The 16,702-nt window shown below is 58.8% G+C and carries 22 protein-coding genes, 1 other RNA gene and 1 pseudogene; 13 read left to right on the forward strand and 11 right to left on the reverse strand.

Annotated features, from left to right (window positions below; all coding sequences use genetic code 11):
• Window positions 1-82: 82 nt before the first annotated feature.
• A pseudogene (locus IFT57_RS25005) lies at window positions 83-859 on the reverse strand (tyrosine-type recombinase/integrase); the annotation flags it as partial.
• Between IFT57_RS25005 and IFT57_RS25010 the strand changes: the two are divergent.
• Genes IFT57_RS25010 through IFT57_RS25020 form a run of 3 tightly spaced genes read left to right on the forward strand, consistent with a single transcriptional unit; the run spans window position 849 to window position 2,699 of the window.
• Window positions 849-2,045, forward strand: a complete 1,197-nt coding sequence (locus IFT57_RS25010; RefSeq protein ID WP_244657428.1) for a replicative DNA helicase — start codon at window positions 849-851, stop codon at window positions 2,043-2,045. The pseudogene IFT57_RS25005 and the gene IFT57_RS25010 overlap by 11 nt on opposite strands.
• A complete protein-coding gene (locus IFT57_RS25015) occupies window positions 2,038-2,328 on the forward strand; it encodes a hypothetical protein (protein ID WP_192153035.1) in 291 nt (96 codons plus the stop codon). The genes IFT57_RS25010 and IFT57_RS25015 overlap by 8 nt, the downstream gene beginning before the upstream one ends.
• Window positions 2,325-2,699: an antiterminator Q family protein gene (locus IFT57_RS25020; RefSeq protein WP_192153036.1), complete on the forward strand. Its 375-nt coding sequence runs from the start codon at window positions 2,325-2,327 to the stop codon at window positions 2,697-2,699. Before IFT57_RS25015 ends, IFT57_RS25020 begins: the two co-directional genes overlap by 4 nt.
• Window positions 2,700-2,806: 107 nt before the next feature.
• On the opposite strand, the gene IFT57_RS25025 is transcribed toward IFT57_RS25020, so the two are convergent.
• Window positions 2,807-3,283, reverse strand: a complete 477-nt coding sequence (locus IFT57_RS25025; protein WP_192153037.1) for a hypothetical protein — start codon at window positions 3,281-3,283, stop codon at window positions 2,807-2,809.
• Between the two features lie 189 nt (window positions 3,284-3,472).
• Between IFT57_RS25025 and IFT57_RS25030 the strand changes: the two genes are divergently transcribed.
• The 6 genes from IFT57_RS25030 (at window position 3,473) to IFT57_RS25055 (ending at window position 6,151) form a co-directional block, all read left to right on the forward strand.
• Window positions 3,473-4,165 carry a hypothetical protein gene (locus tag IFT57_RS25030; protein WP_192153038.1) on the forward strand — a complete coding sequence of 231 codons (693 nt, stop codon included), beginning with the start codon at window positions 3,473-3,475 and terminating at the stop codon, window positions 4,163-4,165.
• Between the two features lie 63 nt (window positions 4,166-4,228).
• The gene (locus tag IFT57_RS25035; protein ID WP_192153039.1) at window positions 4,229-4,558 is read left to right on the forward strand and encodes a phage holin, lambda family; all 330 of its coding nucleotides are present in this window, start codon (window positions 4,229-4,231) and stop codon (window positions 4,556-4,558) included.
• Window positions 4,555-4,983 (forward strand): hypothetical protein, encoded by a 429-nt coding sequence (locus IFT57_RS25040; RefSeq protein WP_192153040.1) that lies wholly within the window; start codon window positions 4,555-4,557, stop codon window positions 4,981-4,983. The genes IFT57_RS25035 and IFT57_RS25040 overlap by 4 nt, the downstream gene beginning before the upstream one ends.
• The gene (locus tag IFT57_RS26900) at window positions 4,916-5,101 is read left to right on the forward strand and encodes a hypothetical protein (RefSeq protein ID WP_342030379.1); all 186 of its coding nucleotides are present in this window, start codon (window positions 4,916-4,918) and stop codon (window positions 5,099-5,101) included. The genes IFT57_RS25040 and IFT57_RS26900 overlap by 68 nt, the downstream gene beginning before the upstream one ends.
• Before the next feature lie 3 nt (window positions 5,102-5,104).
• Window positions 5,105-5,323 (forward strand): hypothetical protein, encoded by a 219-nt coding sequence (locus IFT57_RS25050; RefSeq protein WP_192153042.1) that lies wholly within the window; start codon window positions 5,105-5,107, stop codon window positions 5,321-5,323.
• A 231-nt stretch (window positions 5,324-5,554) separates the two neighbouring features.
• On the forward strand, window positions 5,555-6,151 hold the full coding sequence (locus IFT57_RS25055) for a hypothetical protein (protein WP_192153043.1): 597 nt from the start codon (window positions 5,555-5,557) through the stop codon (window positions 6,149-6,151).
• A gap of 271 nt (window positions 6,152-6,422) precedes the next feature.
• Here the strand turns inward: IFT57_RS25055 and IFT57_RS25060 are convergent, their stop codons facing one another.
• The 6 genes from IFT57_RS25060 to IFT57_RS25085 all read right to left on the reverse strand — a co-directional run bounded on the left by IFT57_RS25060 (window position 6,423) and on the right by IFT57_RS25085 (window position 11,108).
• Window positions 6,423-6,656, reverse strand: a complete 234-nt coding sequence (locus IFT57_RS25060) for a hypothetical protein (RefSeq protein WP_192153044.1) — start codon at window positions 6,654-6,656, stop codon at window positions 6,423-6,425.
• Window positions 6,657-6,989: 333 nt separating this feature from the next.
• The gene (locus IFT57_RS25065; protein WP_192153045.1) at window positions 6,990-7,271 is read right to left on the reverse strand and encodes an STAS-like domain-containing protein; all 282 of its coding nucleotides are present in this window, start codon (window positions 7,269-7,271) and stop codon (window positions 6,990-6,992) included.
• Window positions 7,272-7,273: 2 nt separating this feature from the next.
• Window positions 7,274-8,254 carry a hypothetical protein gene (locus tag IFT57_RS25070; RefSeq protein WP_192153046.1) on the reverse strand — a complete coding sequence of 327 codons (981 nt, stop codon included), beginning with the start codon at window positions 8,252-8,254 and terminating at the stop codon, window positions 7,274-7,276.
• A gap of 193 nt (window positions 8,255-8,447) precedes the next feature.
• Window positions 8,448-8,840, reverse strand: a transfer-messenger RNA (tmRNA) gene (ssrA, locus tag IFT57_RS25075).
• Between the two features lie 78 nt (window positions 8,841-8,918).
• The gene (locus tag IFT57_RS25080) at window positions 8,919-9,191 is read right to left on the reverse strand and encodes a hypothetical protein (protein ID WP_192153047.1); all 273 of its coding nucleotides are present in this window, start codon (window positions 9,189-9,191) and stop codon (window positions 8,919-8,921) included.
• Between the two features lie 216 nt (window positions 9,192-9,407).
• Window positions 9,408-11,108, reverse strand: coding sequence for a lactate permease LctP family transporter (locus IFT57_RS25085; protein WP_122800094.1), 1,701 nt, complete (start codon window positions 11,106-11,108; stop codon window positions 9,408-9,410).
• 179 nt (window positions 11,109-11,287) lie between these two features.
• On the opposite strand from IFT57_RS25085, the gene IFT57_RS25090 reads away from it, so the two are divergent.
• Window positions 11,288-12,070 carry a GntR family transcriptional regulator gene (locus IFT57_RS25090; RefSeq protein WP_185795392.1) on the forward strand — a complete coding sequence of 261 codons (783 nt, stop codon included), beginning with the start codon at window positions 11,288-11,290 and terminating at the stop codon, window positions 12,068-12,070.
• Between the two features lie 32 nt (window positions 12,071-12,102).
• Here IFT57_RS25090 and smpB read toward each other — a convergent pair whose 3' ends face one another.
• Window positions 12,103-12,585, reverse strand: a complete 483-nt coding sequence (gene smpB / locus IFT57_RS25095; RefSeq protein ID WP_043190812.1) for an SsrA-binding protein SmpB — start codon at window positions 12,583-12,585, stop codon at window positions 12,103-12,105.
• 257 nt (window positions 12,586-12,842) lie between these two features.
• Here smpB and IFT57_RS25100 point away from each other — a divergent pair, with 257 nt between their 5' ends.
• Window positions 12,843-13,277 (forward strand): type II toxin-antitoxin system RatA family toxin, encoded by a 435-nt coding sequence (locus IFT57_RS25100; RefSeq protein WP_122480203.1) that lies wholly within the window; start codon window positions 12,843-12,845, stop codon window positions 13,275-13,277.
• Entirely contained in the window at window positions 13,270-13,581 is a 312-nt protein-coding gene (locus IFT57_RS25105) for an RnfH family protein (RefSeq protein WP_192153048.1), read from the forward strand. The genes IFT57_RS25100 and IFT57_RS25105 overlap by 8 nt, the downstream gene beginning before the upstream one ends.
• A 61-nt stretch (window positions 13,582-13,642) precedes the next feature.
• Here IFT57_RS25105 and IFT57_RS25110 read toward each other — a convergent pair whose 3' ends face one another.
• Window positions 13,643-14,164, reverse strand: coding sequence for an outer membrane protein assembly factor BamE (locus tag IFT57_RS25110; protein ID WP_192051255.1), 522 nt, complete (start codon window positions 14,162-14,164; stop codon window positions 13,643-13,645).
• A gap of 98 nt (window positions 14,165-14,262) precedes the next feature.
• On the opposite strand from IFT57_RS25110, the gene fur reads away from it, so the two are divergent.
• Window positions 14,263-14,667, forward strand: a complete 405-nt coding sequence (fur, locus tag IFT57_RS25115; protein WP_122480200.1) for a ferric iron uptake transcriptional regulator — start codon at window positions 14,263-14,265, stop codon at window positions 14,665-14,667.
• A gap of 158 nt (window positions 14,668-14,825) precedes the next feature.
• Here the strand turns inward: fur and recN are convergent, their stop codons facing one another.
• A complete protein-coding gene (gene recN, locus IFT57_RS25120) occupies window positions 14,826-16,499 on the reverse strand; it encodes a DNA repair protein RecN (protein WP_122480199.1) in 1,674 nt (557 codons plus the stop codon).
• Between the last annotated feature and the right edge of the window lie 203 nt (window positions 16,500-16,702).

Raw genomic sequence — 16,702 nt, forward strand, 5'->3', positions numbered from 1 at the left:
GCTGGGACGAATACATACTCGTCAACTTCTAACTTCCTTGCCATTTCTATCTCCGCCCCCCGTACCGTAAGCGCGAGGCAACCTATTCGTAGCGATTATTCAAAGCCGGTATTATGCAGGTATAAGCTTGAGGCGCCCACAGATCTACCGCTTTCGCGCCAGAGTCATGTCTTTCTGAAGGCATCCAGCGACCGTAGACTCGCGCGATCATCGTCCAGTCGGTATGCCCCATCTGCTGCGCCACCCACATAGGATGCTCGCCGGCGGACAGCATCATCGAGGCGTAGGTGTGTCGGGTTTGGTAAGGGCGGCGGTACCTAACACCTGACCTTTTCATGGCTGGCATCCACATGGTCTTGCGGATCGGTTGATCTCCGGCCCATCGCGCAAGAGTTCGGGAGTTCTGAAACACTTCTTGGTCAGCGAGGAAGGTATGAGCCTTCTGAGCTTTCAGCGCCTCCAGGGCAGGGCGTAGTAGCTTCACGCTCCGTCGACCCGCAGAGGTCTTTGTCATTTCTGCTACACCGCCTGCCGCTTGGGTCATGGCCTTGCTGATAACCACCTCACCACGAATCCAGTCAACGTCTGTCCAGTCGAGGGCCACCAGTTCACTTGTGCGCAGGCCGGTCCACAGCGCGAATTGCACTAGGTTGCGTGTCTGGCCATTGAGAGCACCCAGGACTGCGGCCTGTTCATCCGGGCTGAACGGGTCTACGTCATCGTCTTTCGGCGGCGCCTCCTTGCGGGAATACGTCCAGCCAGCCAGCGGGTTGACCTCGATCAGCTCCTCGTCGCATGCATCATTAAGAGCCGAACGGAGGCAGCTCTGGATGTTGCTCAGCGTCTTATTGCTGACCCTCGACGACGTGCATCCGTATTTGCCCAGCGGCGAAAGGACCATGGCTTTCGCAGGGATCATCGCCAAGAACACGCCCAGCACAGCGAACTGGAAGGCCTACCTCCGTGTGGTGCTGGAGCGCTCAGCTCTGCGGCGCGTGGTACATGCCGCCGAAGTCATCCGCGACAGCGCAAGCGATGACCGCCCTGTGGCGGAGATTATTGCTTTGGCTCAGCAAGCTACTGCCGATCTGCGGGATCTAGACGATGGCGAGCCTGACTATCACTCGGCGGCTGACATCCTGCCGGGCGTGGTGAGCCTGATAGACGCCAAGTACAACGGCAACGCCCCGCGCGGCCTTTCGACTGGCCTGCCGGATCTGGACGAGATTGTGAGAGGGCTGCGCAAGGGCAACATGATCGTGGTGGCCGGCCTCACCGGGTCGGGCAAAACGATCCTCGGCCTGCAGGTCGCACAGCACGTCACCACCCAGCTCGGCGGTGCTGGCCTGGTGTTCTCAATGGAGATGACCAAGGAAGAGCTGATCACGCGCGGTATCGCCTCCATGGGCGCCGTCAATCTCAGTCGACTGGACGAAGGCAGCACCATCCAGGATGACGACTGGCCAAAGATCACCGGTGCCGTGGGCAAGCTGCAGAAGGCCCGGCTTTACGTCAATGATCAGGCCGGGATGACCCTGGCGCGCATCCGCTCAATCGCGCGGCAGTGCCAGAAGCATGAAGGCCTCGACGTCATTGTCGTGGATTACATCACCCTGATCGCCTCAGAGGGTGGTGGGCAGAACCGCACGCTCGAGGTGGGCAAGATCTCGACCGGACTGAAGAACCTGGCGAAGGAACTGCAAGTGCCCGTGATCGTGCTGGCGCAACTGAACCGAGGCCCCACCAATCGCCCCGACAAGAAGCCGCGCCCGAGCGACCTGCGTGATTCCGGCCAGATCGAGCAGGATGCCGACGTGGTGATCCTGGTGCATTGCGACAAGGAAAGCGAGGAAGGCCAGAACGGTGCTACCGAGCTGATCGTGGGCAAATGCCGTCACGCCACGCCGGGGTCCTGCATGGTGCAGGCCCAGGGGCATTACGTGCGCTTCGTGCCGTTCGCTGGCAAGCCGCCCACTGAAGAGCAGGTCGAGATGGGGCGAGTAGTCAGGTTTAGCAGTCGGGAGGGGAGGAAAGATCATGAGTAATTTATCGTCGGTAGTGCAGCGCAAGACCCTCAACGAAGGCGAACGCACGTTCCTCAAGCGCGCCAACCGCTTGCTGTTGGACAAGCCCAATGGCCGCATCGGCTCCGCCGCATTCATGGATCTGGTGGCCGACTGGCACGGGTATCAAGGTCCCTTGAAGTTCGGCGCGTACGCTGAAAGCTGGGTGGCCGACGGCAACGCGAAGAACAAGATCGCCAACGCGCTGCTGCGTGAACTGTTTGGCCTCGACACTGATCCGAACCCGCCCCGGAGGGCTGCATGAAAAAGCGTACCTACATTAACAAACCCCTGGGCGACACCGAGTGGCTGCTCGAGCAGTGGGGGAGCTGGCGCATGGACGGCATGGGCGTGCCTCGGTATGTCTCGCCATCGCACGGGGCTGCTGCGGCCACCTCGGGCATCACCTACACGCTGACCGACGACGCTGCACTCGTCGTCGATGCCGCAGTGGCCAGGCTGATCAAGCCCTACCAGCAGATGGGCGATTTCGTCTGGCTCTACTTCGGGGCCAAGTGGACGGCCATCAGGATTGGTGAACAGAACCGGATGGCTGAGCGTAAGGCGCGGGAGATTATCAAGGCCGGGGTGGCCTGGATTGACTCAGCGCGGGAGCATTTGCGTGAGGCTCCGTAAAAAGTTCTTTCCGGGCGGATAAACACCTGTTTTCATGGCACGGTGTTTAGCTTTCAGCGCGACACGACAGGAAAGCCCAGAGCGCTATACGCCCTCTGGGCTTCTTGTTATTTGCCCTGCTTTGCGCAAACCTCGACCGAAACGTTGCATCCTGAGCCGCTTTTGCAGATTTCTCCGCTACCTGAATGGCAGTACAAACGGATAGCTAAGGCCTCCTGTAGAATGACATTTCCATTCCGCTGTAGCACTTTTGTCTCAGGCTTTTGTATAGACCAGCCTGCGCAGTTGGGCGACTCAGAACCTTTGGCCTTAAGAAAGAATCCTGGTGGAATATCGCCAGCATTCATAACCGGTCTCGCGTCCCCGCCCGCCGCCTGAAAGTCGCCTTGCTGGTAATTGGTGTCTACCACGAATCTTGGGGGAAGGTTCACTTGCGCAAGCTCGGCTGGAACTTTTGCCTCTCTACCGAATTGGCCATTACTTTCTTTCTCCATGGTGCCGATTCGAACGAATCCCTCAGGGCAGTTGGCCAGCGCGATCGAGGGAAGGAGTGCAGCGAGAAGAATCAAGATGCTTCGTTTCATTAGGCGTTCCTTGTGGTTGGCTCCGATATCGGTTGCCACCTACCGCAAAAAACAGGTGTAGAGAAAATATAGACTTGATTTTGAGAAAGCGGTGTCAAATCGAATATGAATTTCACCAAATCCTACCCTGGCTTGTTCAAGCCTATACACGGTATTTACGGTCGTTAATGACACGAAGAACACCGACAATTGAAGCGCCCCAAACATCGTGATTTGCTCCAAGGCGGCCTCAATGGACTGGTGGAAAGACGTCGCGTTATGCAGATGAATGCGCAGGCTGATGCGCGCAGAGCGGAATGCGCTTCGAGGGTGAACCGCCCATTGAGTGCCAAGACGAAGCAACCGGGCCGATCAGCACCCGGCATCTGCACCTATTCCAAGGCTCGCCATTTCGGCGGGCCTTTTTCGCAAATGGAGCACACGATGCAAAGTCATAACTATGTGCCGGGTGTCTCCGGCTGGAAAATGCACAAGGGCGGAAGACTGGAGGTCGGCGGGGTAATACGTGTGGTGCTGTCGGAAGGTGCCCAAGCGCCACAGCCAGATCCCTTCGTCGTCATTGACGGCGTCACTTACATCCCCAAGGCGGAAGTTCGTAATGCCAAGATGGGCGTGACATTGAAGGTGCTTGACGGAAAGTACGTGGCCGCAGGCTTCAACATTGGCGTTGCCGATATTAAATCCGCGCAAATACCCAAGCCCAAATCGGTCGACTTGGTTCTCAAAGAGATGTCGGAGCGCACCGCATCGGATTATGCAATCGCTGCGAGAATCGGCGCGGTGGAGGCTCGGCTGAACAATCCGGCGCATCTGAACGAAATCGTACGGAAAGCGTTGGAGCCGGGTGGACTGATCTACAAAGCCTTTCGCGCCGCGCGCTGATGCAGGCGCCGCCGGCCTATTCACCAACCGCTCCCCGCCCGGGGAGGCATTCGGATTTCAATCATGCCAGAGAAAGACCCTGACCTCTGGGCCCAGGTATGGCTGCACCTTCGCCTGTACCTGGCCAACCCTCTCTGGCAAGGAGCGATCATGGCAACGGTAATTTCTGGGCTTCGGGTGTTGTACGAGGCCAAAGAGACCAGCAAGCGGCGCGTCCTGCTGGAGTCGCTGATTTGTGGCGGGCTGAGCCTGTCCGCGAGCAGCGTCATCGAGTGGATGGAGTGGCCTTCGAGCCTGTCCGTTGCCGCCGGCGGTGCAATCGGCTTTGTCGGTGTGACCGTCATCCGCGAAATGATCGTGAAGTTCCTGGGACGCAAGGCGGAAAGCCTATGAGCCTGCTCAAAAACATTGCCGCTGCACTGATCATCGCTTTGGTGGCTGCACTGCTCATTGCCATCCAGCAGTACCGCGTGATCGCGTTAGAGGGGCAGGTGACGGTGCAGACACGAGCGGCCAAGGATGCAACCGAAGCCAACACCGAAAGCTTGAAGACCATCACGACGCTCCAGGCCGAGGCCAAGCGTAACGCCAACTACATGGCCGATCTGCAGCAGCGCCTCAAGGCCAGCGAAGACAAGGCCCGCCAAGCGAGGAAGGACTTTGAAGACCTCAAGCGTAAGAGCCCGGCTGTTCGCAAGTGGGCTGATCAGCCTTTGCCTGACGGCCTGCGCGGCAAGCCCGCAGCCGGCGGTGGTAAAGACATCAGCGGTAAGGCTGGAAGCGCCGATAATGGTGCCGTGCGAGCGGGTCAGCGATAGCGATGACAACCTGGCGCTGAACGGCGACCTTTGGGCGCTGAAGGATCGCGCGGTCAATCTGCTCGATACCTGTGCCGATCAAGTCGACGCGCAGATCAAGCGCAGCCAGAGCAAATAGCCGATGCCCACCGATCAGGAAGCCACCACAGCGCGGCTGCTCGGCGAAGTGTGGAACGCCTACCTGGCGCTGCCTGTTGAGCACCCGATGGAGCAGACCGAGTTCTGCGCTGCTATCCATCGGTGCCAAGACATGGTGCTGGCCCGGAGCGGACGCCGCGCGCTGAACGCCGATGCAGGCCGCTCCACAAATTCACCACCGCCATTTCGTGGCGCGGAGTAACTCATGAAGCTAGTACTTAAGCGGGTAGAGCCGCGCCTGGCGCTGGTCCAATTCGCCACTTGTGGTAACTGCTGCAATCACGTCCGGCACGGTTGTTGTGGAGAAACCAGTCGGCGATAAGTGGGTTCCTGCGTTCACATTTTCAGAAACTGCCTGTCAGGCCTTATGGCTAGGGCGCGGCTTATTCCGTGTAACTCCGACTGGAAACGCCATCTATGAGATCGACGAGCTATGACCGTCGCGGCAGGCAATGGAATAACTGCTGGAGCAGGCATCAAAGCCTCAATTCCAGGAGTCATTGCCAGCAGCGGCGATCGCCGCGGTCTGCAGCTGATCCAGAACTACAAGTTCGCGGCCGATCTCGCTGGGTGGTCCGCTGACCCCGCCTACGTACGAAAGACCGAAGCAGGCTTCAACGGCGGCAATCCATTTATCGAGTACACCGGCGCATCTGGAAATTTCGACAACTTCACCACGTCGAACGACGCTGCCTCAGGCCTGGCTGTGGAGCCGTCCACGACATACATTGTCAGCGGTACCAGAACCGCCAGCTTCACCGGGAACTACCCTCAGTTGCAGATCAACACCGGCGCAGACGATGGCGCCGGCCATGCTTTCCCCGGCACCACTCTGGCGTCCAGTCGATTCGTGGCGGCTGCAACGGAAACTCGCTGGTCGCTTCAGTTCACTACCGGCGCTAATACCAAAAAGGTCTGGACCCGATTCCAGGGCTTGGGTGGCGTCGGCAGGCTGAGGCTGATGAAGCTAAACCTGACCAAGGATGCCACTGTTCAGCCGTTCCGCGACTACTTCTACAACGGCAACTGATACGGCGTAGGCGGCCAAGCCCCGCTTACATACCAGCGAAAGCAAGGTCCTGAAGATGGTCAAGGCCATTATCGGTCGCTGTTCGCCGAGGGTAGAGAACGACATTGGGGCTTACGTCCGGTCGGTGGGAGTCAAGCCCAGCGGCGAAGTCGACCCAAGCCGAATGGCTACAGTGCGCTTTCGTGGGGATATCATGGCTCAATAGAATGCCAACTACAGCTACTTGGATGTGGTGGTGAGCGAAGGCGTACGGCGGGCGCTTCTATAGCGCCTACTTTCGCCGATTGGGGTACAGCTTAATAATTGATTTATGAGTTTCTTGGTTGACAGTGACGCTCCTGGCGAACGGGCGGAGTGCGTCAAATCCAGCTTGAGTGATGGGTTCATAGCCCCCTGCTTTTTTGGAAATCTGCCCATCTGCGATGAGCTTTGCGAGATCGGGATACTGGGGAGCATTGGCGAGCATCTGACGTATCTTTTCAATTTCATCGGGAGAAAAAGCCATGAACGATTTCCTAGGGTATAGATGGTCTCTAACCACCCTATTGCAGCCGGATTCTATTTGCAAAACATCAGCTTAAATTGGGCGTCGTCACCCCCAGCGTACGCCAGCATGGCATCGGATTATGAGGTGCCAGGTGATGCGTTGCAGGCGCTTGAGTAGGCCGATATATGCGGTCCAGATCCTTGGACGGTTTGCTGCTTGTCGCGCCTACCGTGGCTTGATGCCGAGGAGGCGAGGAGCTCTAAGCTTTCGGCGAGGACTGAGAAGCTTTCTGATTTTTTGCATAAAAAAACCCCAGCACAGGGTCGTGTGGGGTTTTTTCTTCGGCAACCATTAGGCAGCGATGGTTCTGCGCTTCATGGCGACAGCGATGGGACGAAGTACGTTGTCGGCAGCATTAATGATGCGGAGATGCTTGGTAACGTACTCAAGACCGCGTTGAAGCACGAGTACCCCGAATAACTCATCCGCATAGGACTCCGAGATAGACGACACACGGCCCAGATCGACATTTACCATATCGCTATTCTGGAGCAGTGTCTCGATGGTTGCTCGTTCCTGAGCTGCTAATGAGCGGGACGCTAGGTCGGTGCGCTGAAAGGTATACGCTTCCATGATTAGCCTCGTAATGCGTTCATCAATTCGAAAATGTCGTTAGAATCAACGTCTTGGGCAGGATAGCCTCCAACAATGAAGCTGGATTCCTTGATCGCTAAGGAGATAGCGACACCCTGCCAGGGATAAGCAAGCTCGTGGTACGCGATATTGCCATTCTGAAGTGCTAGGTAGTGGCTTCCGGATGCCAGATACAGAAGCCCATCGTACTGCTTGGCAAGGCTAAAAAGCTTTGCGAGTCCCAAACCCTGGTGATGATTCCCGGTATTCTGATAAGTGGCCACTCCCTTAGCAAACGGAGAACTGCCTACGAATCCTTCCGGGACGCTCTGTGCCCAAGGATCGATTTTCGCTGCCAGCTTGCTACTGTTTCCCTTCTGAATGCACCACTCAATGGCAGCGCGATCAGTGTCGACGTCCTTGACTTTAGCTCGCTGTAGCTCATTGCGAAAGCCCATTCCACAGTCTGCTAAAGAAAACTCAATGAGAGGTCCATCTTTCGGACAATTCCGACGCTGAGCCGTCGAAAACCCACTGTCCATACCATGAGACCAAACGTTGTCGTGAAGTTCACCAACGACAGCTAACAGTTCAGCAAAAACCGGACTACGAGCGTAATTTACCGATGAAGAATTGGCCATAGCCCTGAGGCAGCCGTTGATCTGACCGGTTCCTTCATCAACTGCGTCTCTTGATCCCAAATGCGTAAGTGGTGCGTAGGTTGCACCCGCATTTATGCGTTTTTGCTTGTAGTTATCAATACCCCAAACCGCTTTAGACAGGCCGATCGCTCTCAGGTACCCATCGTTGTACTCGTGGTGGCAAGAGAACTGCTCAGAGGCGAGGCCCTGATTCCGTAAAAAAGCCGCCAACACTGCTACATAGCCGGAGCTGTAGTACTGCTTTGGAAGCGCCAAATGCTCGCCATCATGGAGTGCTAAGCGCTCTGGAAGCATGTTGAGTGCAGCAATGAGTCCGGCCAACGGTAACGTCCTGTAAGGGGATAAAAAACTATGAACTGCGCTTGAACAACGCATTTTGCCCGCAGACGCGTGATCAGCCAGGCACCAATCGCTGTGCTGTCATTAAGCTGTCATTCCTGAGCCAAACCAGCCCATTCGGACACAAAAAAAGCACCTGCGATTTTCGCTAAGTGCTTGATTTGCCGTACTTGTTTGGTGGAGCCGGGGGGATTTGAACCCCCGTCCGCCAGTACTCCGCTGTCGGTACTACATGCTTAGCCGTGTCTACTGAGTTAATCCGCAGCCGCCCGACTGGCAGGGTGCATTGGACGAGCTGTGTAAGTTTTAGTCGCTTTGCCCACAGCGTGCTACACGACGATCCTGTTCTGCGTGACGATCACTTTGGGTTTACAGGCATCCCCTGATGATCGCTGGCACCGAAGTAGCCAGAAGAGCGGCTCAGCTACCGTTAGGCAGCGAGAGCTTGGCCCTCGTAGGTTTCGTCATTGGCAACTATAGAAAGTTGCAACAGTTGATTTACGACTTCTGTTACCAAGTCGGCATGCACCTAGAGTTTCGCAACCGGCGTCGAATCCTAATCGGCCCCAGTCCCTGCGGTTAGGCAGGGGAGACGTAGTCTACGTCATTTTGCGGCGTCAGGCCAACCCCATGGTTGGCTTGGCGATCAGCCTTTGCTTTTCTGAGCATCCATCAGGATGTTCATGGCGTCGGTGGAGTGCGAGATGCAGGCTTTTTCGTCCTTGGCAGCGTGGGCGGCCATGGCGGCTTTGTACGCGTCGTCGTATTGGCTCTTGGCTGGGTCGCCGAGCTGCATCGAGGTGGTCTTGGCGTCGTTCAGCTTCTGCATGTTCACTTCGCACAGGTCGTCAGCGGCGAACACAGGGGATGCGGTCAGGGCAGAGGCTACGATCAGGCCGGACAGATAGGTACGCTTCATAAGAATCTCCTTACTCAAGGTGGACTCGGCGCTCCTCGGTAGGATCGGCGTCCGCAGTCAGAAATAGCCCGATTGCTTGCGGGCCTGATGAATGGACTTCGCCCATTTGCAGGGGTTCTGTTGAAAACGTGTGCGGATGTAAATAAATTCAGTTAGCACCAAAAGGGGGCGACATCGCCCCCAGGTTGGGTGTGTTGGACGCATATCGGCCAGGAATCAGTGCACCAGCATGCCGGTGAACCAGTAGGCCTGCGCCAGGGTGATCAAGCCGATGATGGTGGCGAACAACAGGCTGTGCTTGAGCGTGAAACGCAGCAGGTCGGACTCGCGGCCCACCAGGCCGGTGGCGGCGCAGGCGACGGCGATGGACTGCGGCGAGATCATCTTGCCGGTCACGCCGCCGCTGGAGTTGGCGGCCACCATCAGTACATCGCTGACGCCCAGTTGGTGCGCGGTGGTGGCTTGCAGTGAGCCGAACAAGGCGTTGGACGAGGTGTCCGAGCCGGTCAGGAACACGCCCAGCCAGCCCAGGAACGGCGAGAAGAACGGGAACGCGGAGCCAGTGCCTGCCAGGATCAGCGCCATGGTGGAAGACATGCCCGAGAAGTTGGTGACGAAGGCGAACGCCAGCACCATGCCGATGGACAGGATCGGCCAGCGCAGTTCGAACAGGGTTTCACCGAATGTCTTCAATGCGGTCTTGATGTCGATGCGCAGCACCATCATCGAGATGATCGCGGCGAACAGGATCGCTGTACCAGTGGCCGAGATCGGGTCGAACTTGAACACGGCGGGCATTGGCGTTGCGGTGGCGACGATGGGCGCGGTCTTGAGCACCATTTGGTCCAGGTGCGGGATGGCGAAGTTGAACACGAAGTTGTACATGGCGCCGCCCGGCGCGAACATGGCTTTGAATGGCTTCAAAGTCCAGATGGTGACCAGCACGGTCAGGATCAGGAACGGCGACCACGCCTTGAGGATCTCTCCCAGGCTGTAGGGCGTTGGTGTGGAGCCGCCCACCGCCGAGGTTTTGCCCGCAGGTCCGCCACCCATTACCGCAGCACCACCGCTCACGGCCACTTGATCAGTGCTGGCGCTGCGCTTGGGCTGCCATACTTTCAGGAACAAGGTCAGGCAGACGATGCTGGTCAGCGCCGAGGTGATGTCCGGCAGTTCCGGGCCAATGAAGTTGGAGGTCAGGTACTGCACGATGGCGAAGCTCAGGCCTGCAACCAATGCTGCCGGCCAGGTCTCCCGGACGCCGCGCAGGCCGTCCATGATAAACACCAGCCAGAACGGTACGATCAACGACAGCAACGGCAGTTGGCGGCCGGTCATGGCGCCGATTTTGAACGGGTCGATGCCGGTCACCTGGCCGGCCACGATGATCGGGATACCCAATGCGCCGAAAGCGACAGGTGCGGTGTTGGCGATCAGGCATAGGCCTGCCGCGTACAGCGGATTGAAGCCCAGGCCTACCAGCAGGGCGGCAGTGATGGCGACCGGTGCGCCAAAGCCTGCGGCGCCTTCCAGAAACGCGCCGAAGCAGAAGCCGATCAGCAGCACCTGCAGGCGTTGGTCGTCGGTGATCGACAGTACCGAGCTGCGGATGATCTCGAACTGACCGCTCTTGACCGTGAGTTTGTACAGGAACACGGCGGCGACGATGATCCAGGCAATCGGCCACAGCCCGTACATGAAGCCGTAGCCAGCGGCAGCCAGTGCCATGTCGGCCGGCATGCCGTAGGCGAAGATCGCCAGCACGATGGACAGCGCCAGGGTGATGCTGCCGGCGACGTGCCCCTTCATGCGGAATACGGCCAGCGCCAAGAAGAAGAACACGATGGGAATGACAGCTACCAGGGCGGATAGCCCGAGGCTGCCGAGCGGGTTGTATATCTGCTGCCAGGTTTGCATAGACTGAGGCCCCTTGTTTTTTTTGGAAGGCTTGGCGCTACGGCGCTGTATTGCAGGAATTGGTAATACCAATTTACAATAAGTTCCGGTCAGGTTAGGACGCAGCCGTGGGGCTGTCAATTTCCTTGTCTATTACTTTGGTCGAGTGCGGCCAGGGCAATCGTGTGTTGGAGCCACCCATGGGTATTGAGCAAGTCCGTCAGCGGCGTTTGTCCGATGGCATCGTCGAGCGTCTGGAGGCCATGATTCTCGAAGGCACGCTAAGGGCAGGCGAGCGTTTGCCGGCCGAGCGGGCGCTGGCCGAGCAGTTCGGTGTGTCGCGGCCTTCGTTGCGTGAAGCCATCCAGAAACTGGTGGCCAAGGGCATGCTGGTCAGCCGTCAGGGTGGGGGCAATTATGTCTGCCACACGCTTGGCTCAACCTTCAGCGATCCGCTGTTGGCGTTGCTGGAAAGCAATCCGGAAAGCCAGCGTGACCTGCTCGAGTTTCGTCATACCCTGGAAGCGTCGTGCGCCTTCTATGCAGCGCAGCGCGCCACCGAGATTGATCGCGATCGACTGAGGCAGGCCATGGATGTCTTGGAAGACTGTTACCGCCGAGTCGAGGACGCCACGCGGGAAGAGGAGGGTGTGGCCGATGCCAACTTCCATCTGGCCATTGCCGAAGCCAGTCACAACGCGGTGTTGCTGCACACCGTGCGAGGGCTGTTCGACATGCTCAAGCGCAACATGGTGGTGAACATCGGTGGCATGCACCGGCACAGCGGAGAAACCCGAGACAAGTTGATCGCGCAGCATCGCCAGCTGTTTCAGGCCATCGTGAGCGGTCAGGCGGAGCAGGCACGTGAATTGGCCAGCCTGCATATCACTTATGTGCAGGGCGTGCTCGACGAGGCACGGCAGACGGTGCAACGCACCGCTCGCGCGCAGCGCCGCAGCGGCCTGCAGGAATCAGGCCGGTAGACGCGGCAAGGCAGTGCTGCAGGAGGAAGGAATCAGTCTTCCTTGCCCTTGTTGCGCACGGCACGCTGCAGCTCGCGGTTGGAATCGCGCTCGCGCTCGGTATCGCGCTTGTCGTATTCCTTCTTGCCCTTGCCCAGAGCGATTTCACACTTGATCAAGTGCTTGCTCCAGTAGATCGACAAGGCCACGCAGGCATAGCCCTTCTGCTGAACCTGGGCGAACAGCTTTTCCAGCTCGCGGCGGTTGAGCAGCAGTTTGCGGGTGCGCGTCGGGTCGGCGATCACATGGGTGCTGGCCGTGGTCAGGGGGGTGAAGTGGCTACCCATCAGCCAGGCTTCGCCGTCCTTGAGCAGCACGTAGCTGTCCACCAGTTGCGCCTTGCCGGCACGCAGGCTTTTTACTTCCCAACCGGCCAGGACCAAGCCAGCCTCGAAACGGTGTTCGATGAAGTAATCGTGTCGCGCTTTCTTGTTCTGCGCGATGGTCCCTGTAGGGTGTTTCTTTAATTTGGCCATAGGGCGCGCATTATAGGCAGTCGTTGCGCTCTCGGCTACGGTATTGCTATGCGCTTGAGCGCTTGCAATGAATACCGGACAATACCTGATCTTTATGGATAGCCTGCGCTTTGCCGCTGTCGACAAAGAAGCCCCGTGATTTCGTTGGCGTGCCCCCTGTCTGCTGGCATGCCTACCTTATTTTCAAGGCGCCGTTGGCGTCGTTCGGCCGGCGCGGATTCTCGCGTCCGCCGCCCAGCTTTGGAAGTGACGCCCGCATGACTACCCATATTCAACGCTCGGCCCTGCTGCCTTATCCTGCTCAGGCCCTGTATGACCTGGTCAACGACGTGTCCCGCTACCCCGAGTTTCTGCCTTGGTGTTCGTCCACCACCATCCTCGAAGAAACCGACACTCTGATGCGCGCCAACCTGGACATTGCCAAGGGTGGGCTGAGTCAACATTTCGTGACTCGCAATACCTTGGTGCCCGGCAGCTCCATTGAAATGAACCTGGAAGAAGGTCCGTTTAACCAGTTGCACGGAGTGTGGGTGTTCAAGCCGCTGGGCGAGAAGGCCTGCAAGATCAGTCTGGACCTCTCCTTCGACTACGCCGGCCCGATCATTCGCGCCACCTTGGGTCCGCTGTTCAATCAGGCCGCCAACACCTTGGTGGATGCCTTCTGCCAGCGCGCCAAGCAACTGCATGGTTGAGCACCTGATCGACATCGAAGTGGCGTATGCCGCGGTCGATGATCAGGCATTGATCGGGCTGCAAGTGCCTGAGGGCACAACCGTTGCCCAGTCGATCGAGATGTCGGGCATTGTCCAGCGCTTCCCAAATGTAGATTTCAGTCAGTGCCCGGTAGGCATCTTTGCCAAGCTGCTGGATTCGCCCGCCGAGCACGTGCTGCAATCCGGTGACCGCATCGAGCTCTACCGGCCGTTGCTCGCGGACCCGAAAGAGGTGCGACGATTGCGCGCGGCCAAAGCGGCGCAAGGGCGCAAAGCGCGTTGAGATAACTTTCCTCCGCCCATGAAAAAGCCCGGCATGACCGGGCTTTTTTCGTATCGCCTGCTTACTGCGGCGAAACGTCCAGCGGCTGAGGCGCTGGGACGGGAACGGTCTTCACGCCGTCCACGTCGCGCTGGATATCGTCGAGCATCGACCCAGGCTTGGGTGGCTCTTCGGCCTTCTGTGGCTCGCCCTGCTGGGGCGTAGCGTTGGTGTCGGTGTCGCTGCCCAGAATTGCCTGGTCCTTGCTCACGCCCGGCATGAAATCGCCAGAGAGGCCGACCAGTTGGTCGTTGCCGTTGAACATGACGCTCATGCGTTCCTGCTGGCGTTCGCCGCCGCCTGGCTGCAGGCTGTACAGGTAATCCCAGCGATTGGCGTGAAACGTGTCGACCAACAGGGGGTTGCCCATGATAAACCTTACTTGCCGACGGGTCATTCCGGGCCGTAACTGGTCTATCATGTCCTGTGTGACGACATTGCCCTGCTGGATGTCGATTTTGTAAACCCCGGGGAATGAACAACCGGCGAGTGCGAGCAGTCCCACGAAGGTGAGGCTGGTTAGCAAGTGCTTGGTGTTTTGCATCGGTGGGCGACTTCCACTATCTTGGCTGGGACAACGTAAACCCCGATCATACCCGTATTAAGAGATGCTGCGAAGCCGCATCGTTGAGAAAGCTGACCATGGTTGATAATAGCGAACTGCGTAAAGCCGGCCTCAAGGTGACCCTTCCACGGGTCAAGATTCTGCAAATGCTGGAGTCGGCACAGCAACGCCACATGAGCGCCGAGGAAGTCTACAAGGCGCTGATGGAAGCGGGCGAAGATGTGGGTCTGGCCACGGTTTACCGTGTTCTGACCCAATTCGAAGCGGCAGGTCTGGTAGCACGTCACAACTTCGATGGCGGCCATGCCGTGTTCGAATTGGCAGACGGCGAGCACCACGACCACATGGTCGATGTCGACTCGGGTGACGTGATCGAGTTTACCGACCACGAGATCGAGCGCCGCCAGAAGGAAATCGTCAGCGAGCATGGTTACGAGCTGGTGGATCACAACCTGGTGCTGTACGTGCGCAAGCCCAAGTAACTTCAGGAGTGATGCAAAAAGGCGACCCTGGGGTCGCCTTTTTTGTTGGGGTGAATCAGTCAGAGCCTCTTCGCGGGCAGAACCCGCTCCCACAGGAGTAGGGCCACACCTCCTGTGGGAGGGGGGCAGTGCCCCCGAAGAGGCCCGCCCGGCCACCCTCACCCCTTGGCCGTCACCACCATCTTCTTCGCATGTGCCAGCGATTCCTTGGTCAGGTCAATCCCGCCCAGCATCCGCGCCACCTCTTCAACGCGCTCACCTTTGCCCAGGTTCGACACCGCCGTGCGCGTCTCGTCACTGCCGCGCACCTTGTGCACGAACAGGTGATGGTGCCCCTGCGCCGCCACCTGCGGCAGGTGGGTCACGGTCAGCACTTGCCCGCGCTCACCCAAGCGCCGCAGCAACTGCCCGACGATCTCGGCTGTCGGCCCACCGATGCCCACGTCCACTTCGTCGAACACCAGCGTCGGAACCCGCGAGGTTTGCGCCGTGATCACCTGAATTGCCAGGCTGATCCGCGACAGCTCGCCACCCGAAGCCACCTTGGCCAAGGGTTTCATCGGCTGGCCAGGGTTGGCGCTGACCAACAGCTCGACCTGCTCCAGGCCATTGGGGTGCAAGTCCTCGTGGGCATTGGCGCGCAGCTCGATGGTGAATCGTCCGCCGGGCATGCCCAGGCGCTGGATTTCCACCTCCACTGCGGCGGCCAGTTGCGCGGCGGCGTGGGTGCGCAGTCCGGTCAGCTCACCGGCTTTTTCCTGGTAGTGGCGTGCATAGGCCGCCAGCTCTTCACCCAGTTGCTCGATTGACTCGTCGCTGGCGTTCAACCCTTCCAGCTCTTCGAGCAAGCGGTGTTGTAGCGCCACCACTTCGGTCGGGTGAACGCGGTGTTTGCGCGCCAGGGTATAGATGGTGTCGAGGCGCTCCTCGATATGCTGCAAGCGCGCCGGATCGGCCTCGAAATGATCAAGGAAGCGATTGAGTTCGCCCACGGCTTCTTCGACCTGGATCTGCGCCGTTGCCAGCATCGAGGCCGCTTCGCCCAACGCGTTCGGAGCATTGCTGACGCCGCCCAGGCGATTCAGGCTGGCGGTCAGCGCGCTGAGCACGTTGCCCGAATCGTTTTCACTGCAATGGTCGATGACCTGGCGGCAAATGCCGAACAGGGCTTCGGCGTTGGTCAGGTTCTTGTGTTCCTGTTCCAGCTGCTCCAGCTCGTTCTCGCCCAGCCCGAGGTTCTCCAGCTCTTCCAGCTGGTAGCTGAGCAACTGGTGACGTGCGCGCTGTTCGTCACCGGAGTCCGACAGGCGCTCGAGTTCCTGGCGGGTCTGGCGCCATTTCTGCGCAGCCAGGTGCACCTGCCGGGCCAGGTCGCTGGCACCGGCGTATTCATCCAGCAGGCGGCGATGGGTATCGGTCTTGAGCAGCGACTGATGCTCGTGCTGGCTATGGATATCGATCAGCAGCTCACCCAGCGACTTGAGGTCGCCGAGCGGGCAGGGGGTGCCGTTGATATAGCCGCGCGAACCGCCCTTGGCCGTGATCACCCGGCGCAGGATGCAGGGGCCGTCGGTTTCCAGGTCGCGCTCGGCAAGCCACGTGCTGGCCTCGGGGATATCGACCAGATCGAAAGTGGCAAGGATGTCGGCCTTGTCTGCTCCGGGCCGGACCACGCCACTGTCGGCGCGGTCGCCCAGGGCCAAGCCCAGCGCATCGAGCATGATCGATTTGCCGGCGCCGGTTTCGCCCGTGATCACGCTCATCCCGCGCTCGAGTTCGAGGTCGAGATGTTCGACGATGGCATAGTTGTGTACGGACAGGTGCACCAGCATAAGACCGCCCCCAGGCATGAATGTCTGGTTATTTATACAGTGTTTTATACAGGGCTGACAATATTGGTCCTTAGCTCGTTTTCGCCTGATGCCTGGGTTTTTTATCGCTTCGTTCGAAAGTCCGCACTCAGCCGCTGGTCGTCAGCCCTTGAAGAGCGAATTTGCGACCCCATATACCGGTCAGAAGCGCGAGTCGACCTCGC

This window comes from Pseudomonas sp. CFBP 13719 (assembly GCF_014842095.1).
Lineage (GTDB): Bacteria > Pseudomonadota > Gammaproteobacteria > Pseudomonadales > Pseudomonadaceae > Aquipseudomonas.

Bases quoted from the DNA above. Each gene is read 5' to 3' on its own strand.
- IFT57_RS25055 (WP_192153043.1), top strand. From the start codon at position 5,555: ATGACCGTCGCGGCAGGCAATGGAATAACTGCTGGAGCAGGCATCAAA.
- IFT57_RS25040 (WP_192153040.1), top strand. From the start codon at position 4,555: ATGAGCCTGCTCAAAAACATTGCCGCTGCACTGATCATCGCTTTGGTG.
- IFT57_RS25020 (WP_192153036.1), top strand. From the start codon at position 2,325: ATGAAAAAGCGTACCTACATTAACAAACCCCTGGGCGACACCGAGTGG.
- IFT57_RS25035 (WP_192153039.1), top strand. From the start codon at position 4,229: ATGCCAGAGAAAGACCCTGACCTCTGGGCCCAGGTATGGCTGCACCTT.
- IFT57_RS25050 (WP_192153042.1), top strand. From the start codon at position 5,105: ATGCCCACCGATCAGGAAGCCACCACAGCGCGGCTGCTCGGCGAAGTG.
- smpB (WP_043190812.1), bottom strand. From the start codon at position 12,585: ATGGCCAAATTAAAGAAACACCCTACAGGGACCATCGCGCAGAACAAG.
- recN (WP_122480199.1), bottom strand. From the start codon at position 16,499: ATGCTGGTGCACCTGTCCGTACACAACTATGCCATCGTCGAACATCTC.
- IFT57_RS25100 (WP_122480203.1), top strand. From the start codon at position 12,843: ATGACTACCCATATTCAACGCTCGGCCCTGCTGCCTTATCCTGCTCAG.
- fur (WP_122480200.1), top strand. From the start codon at position 14,263: ATGGTTGATAATAGCGAACTGCGTAAAGCCGGCCTCAAGGTGACCCTT.
- IFT57_RS25060 (WP_192153044.1), bottom strand. From the start codon at position 6,656: ATGGCTTTTTCTCCCGATGAAATTGAAAAGATACGTCAGATGCTCGCC.
- IFT57_RS25065 (WP_192153045.1), bottom strand. From the start codon at position 7,271: ATGGAAGCGTATACCTTTCAGCGCACCGACCTAGCGTCCCGCTCATTA.
- IFT57_RS25110 (WP_192051255.1), bottom strand. From the start codon at position 14,164: ATGCAAAACACCAAGCACTTGCTAACCAGCCTCACCTTCGTGGGACTG.
- IFT57_RS25025 (WP_192153037.1), bottom strand. From the start codon at position 3,283: ATGAAACGAAGCATCTTGATTCTTCTCGCTGCACTCCTTCCCTCGATC.
- IFT57_RS25085 (WP_122800094.1), bottom strand. From the start codon at position 11,108: ATGCAAACCTGGCAGCAGATATACAACCCGCTCGGCAGCCTCGGGCTA.
- IFT57_RS25080 (WP_192153047.1), bottom strand. From the start codon at position 9,191: ATGAAGCGTACCTATCTGTCCGGCCTGATCGTAGCCTCTGCCCTGACC.
- IFT57_RS25105 (WP_192153048.1), top strand. From the start codon at position 13,270: ATGGTTGAGCACCTGATCGACATCGAAGTGGCGTATGCCGCGGTCGAT.
- IFT57_RS25090 (WP_185795392.1), top strand. From the start codon at position 11,288: ATGGGTATTGAGCAAGTCCGTCAGCGGCGTTTGTCCGATGGCATCGTC.
- IFT57_RS25015 (WP_192153035.1), top strand. From the start codon at position 2,038: ATGAGTAATTTATCGTCGGTAGTGCAGCGCAAGACCCTCAACGAAGGC.